Origin of the sequence: Mesorhizobium sp. M7A.F.Ca.CA.002.04.1.1, from assembly GCF_004022805.1 — a bacterium.
GTDB classification, from domain to species: domain Bacteria; phylum Pseudomonadota; class Alphaproteobacteria; order Rhizobiales; family Rhizobiaceae; genus Mesorhizobium; species Mesorhizobium ciceri.
Map to the genome: position 1 here is coordinate 1 of NZ_RZPL01000989.1, position 1,585 is coordinate 1,585.

General features: G+C 62.5%; 2 protein-coding genes. One reads left to right on the plus strand and one right to left on the minus strand.

Annotated elements, in window-relative coordinates; genetic code table 11:
* On the minus strand, window positions 1-727 hold a 727-nt coding region (locus ENZ75_RS31315; protein WP_127389348.1), incomplete at its 3' end, for an arginine deiminase family protein.
* Between the two features lie 213 nt (window positions 728-940).
* Between ENZ75_RS31315 and ENZ75_RS31320 the strand changes: the two genes are divergently transcribed.
* Window positions 941-1,585: ATP-binding cassette domain-containing protein (locus ENZ75_RS31320; protein ID WP_128278602.1), on the plus strand; the 645-nt coding region annotated here is incomplete at its 3' end.

The window sequence follows — 1,585 nt, forward strand, 5'->3', positions numbered from 1 at the left end:
TGTGTGGGCTGGTCGGCAGCACGTTCAGGCTAAGGCCGTTGGAAGCCGCGAACTCTTCGGCGTCGCCTTCGACCAGCCGGATGTTACGCGCCTTCAGCATCTGATAGAATGGGGCCGGCAAAAGCGGTGAATGGACCAATGCGAGGTCGTCGGCCAGCGGGCTGATCACCGACATCAGATGCAGGCACGCTTCTTCGCCTTGCCACAGCGGAAGATCAAAGCCGTAGACGGAAACGCCCAGCGGCGTCAGCAGGTTGGAAACCTGCTGGATGCCTTCCTGGTTGGAGCGGACACCGCGCCCGATCACCAGCGTACGGGCATCGAGCCATACGCAATCACCGCCTTCGACCTGGCCAGGAACCTCGACGCGGCCCAGGATTGGAATGCCCAGCCTTCGGTAGGTTTCCTCATGCAGCGAGGGCTCCCTGGCGCGCAACGGCTTGCCCATGGACAGAATCAGCGCGCCGCGATCGGTCATCAGCGACGGGTCGTGCGTGAACACCGAGTCCGAAAGTCCATCCGCCGTGTCCTCGATCCATTCGATTTCGGCACCGGAAGCCGCCACCAGTTCAGCAAGGAGCGCGTGCTGCGATGCCGCTTTCGCCGGATTGAATCCGGGGCCATAGTGCCAGGCAGCCCTGTCGGCATTGCGCATGGCGTTGGCCGCCGACCGCATCAGCACGCGGCGCAGCGGCGCCGCCATGGACTGTGATCCGAAAGCGCTCATCGAAGTCCTTTTTCGCTGAAAAAAATCGAGAAAATTTCATGGAAGGCTATTTATACACTTGCACAACAAGCTCGCAAGTGCCGTAATAAGCAGGATTGACGGGCTCTCGCCGTTGGGTCCATGCTGAAGTCTGGAGCGGGGCAGTACAGCGTATATGTTAATTAGCCGGATACACGTTCGACGAACCGCAGCCGACCCGATAGAGGTCACCCGGTGAGCGTGGTGGAAGCTGCCGCAGTCCGATCCGGCAAGGCGCAGGACGGCGCCGCCGAAGCCATCCATGTCGAGAACCTGCACAAGAAGTTCGGTGAGCTGCATGTGCTGAAGGGCGTCTCGCTGTCGGCGCGCGACGGCGAGGTCATCGCCATCATCGGCGGCTCGGGCTCCGGCAAATCGACCCTGCTGCGCTGCATCAACTGCCTGGAAAACCCGACCAGCGGCATCATTCGCGTCAATGGCGAGGAGATCAAGCTCAAGGCCGACAGCCACGGCCACACCATTCCGGCCGACCGCAAGCAGATCGAGCGCATCCGCTCCAAGCTCGGCATGGTGTTCCAAAACTTCAACCTGTGGAGCCACATGACGCTGATCGAAAACGTCATCGAGGTTCCGGTGCATGTGCTTGGCGTCAAGCGCGATGTGGCGATCGGCGAGGCCGAGAGGCTGCTCGCCCGTGTCGGTCTGGCTGAAAAGCGCGACGTCTATCCGGCCTATCTGTCGGGCGGCCAGCAGCAGCGCGCCGCGATCGCCCGGGCGCTGGCCATCAATCCGCGCGTCATGCTGTTCGACGAGCCCACCTCCGCGCTCGATCCCGAACTGGTCGGCGAGGTGCTGAAGGTGATCGGCGACCTGGCGCGC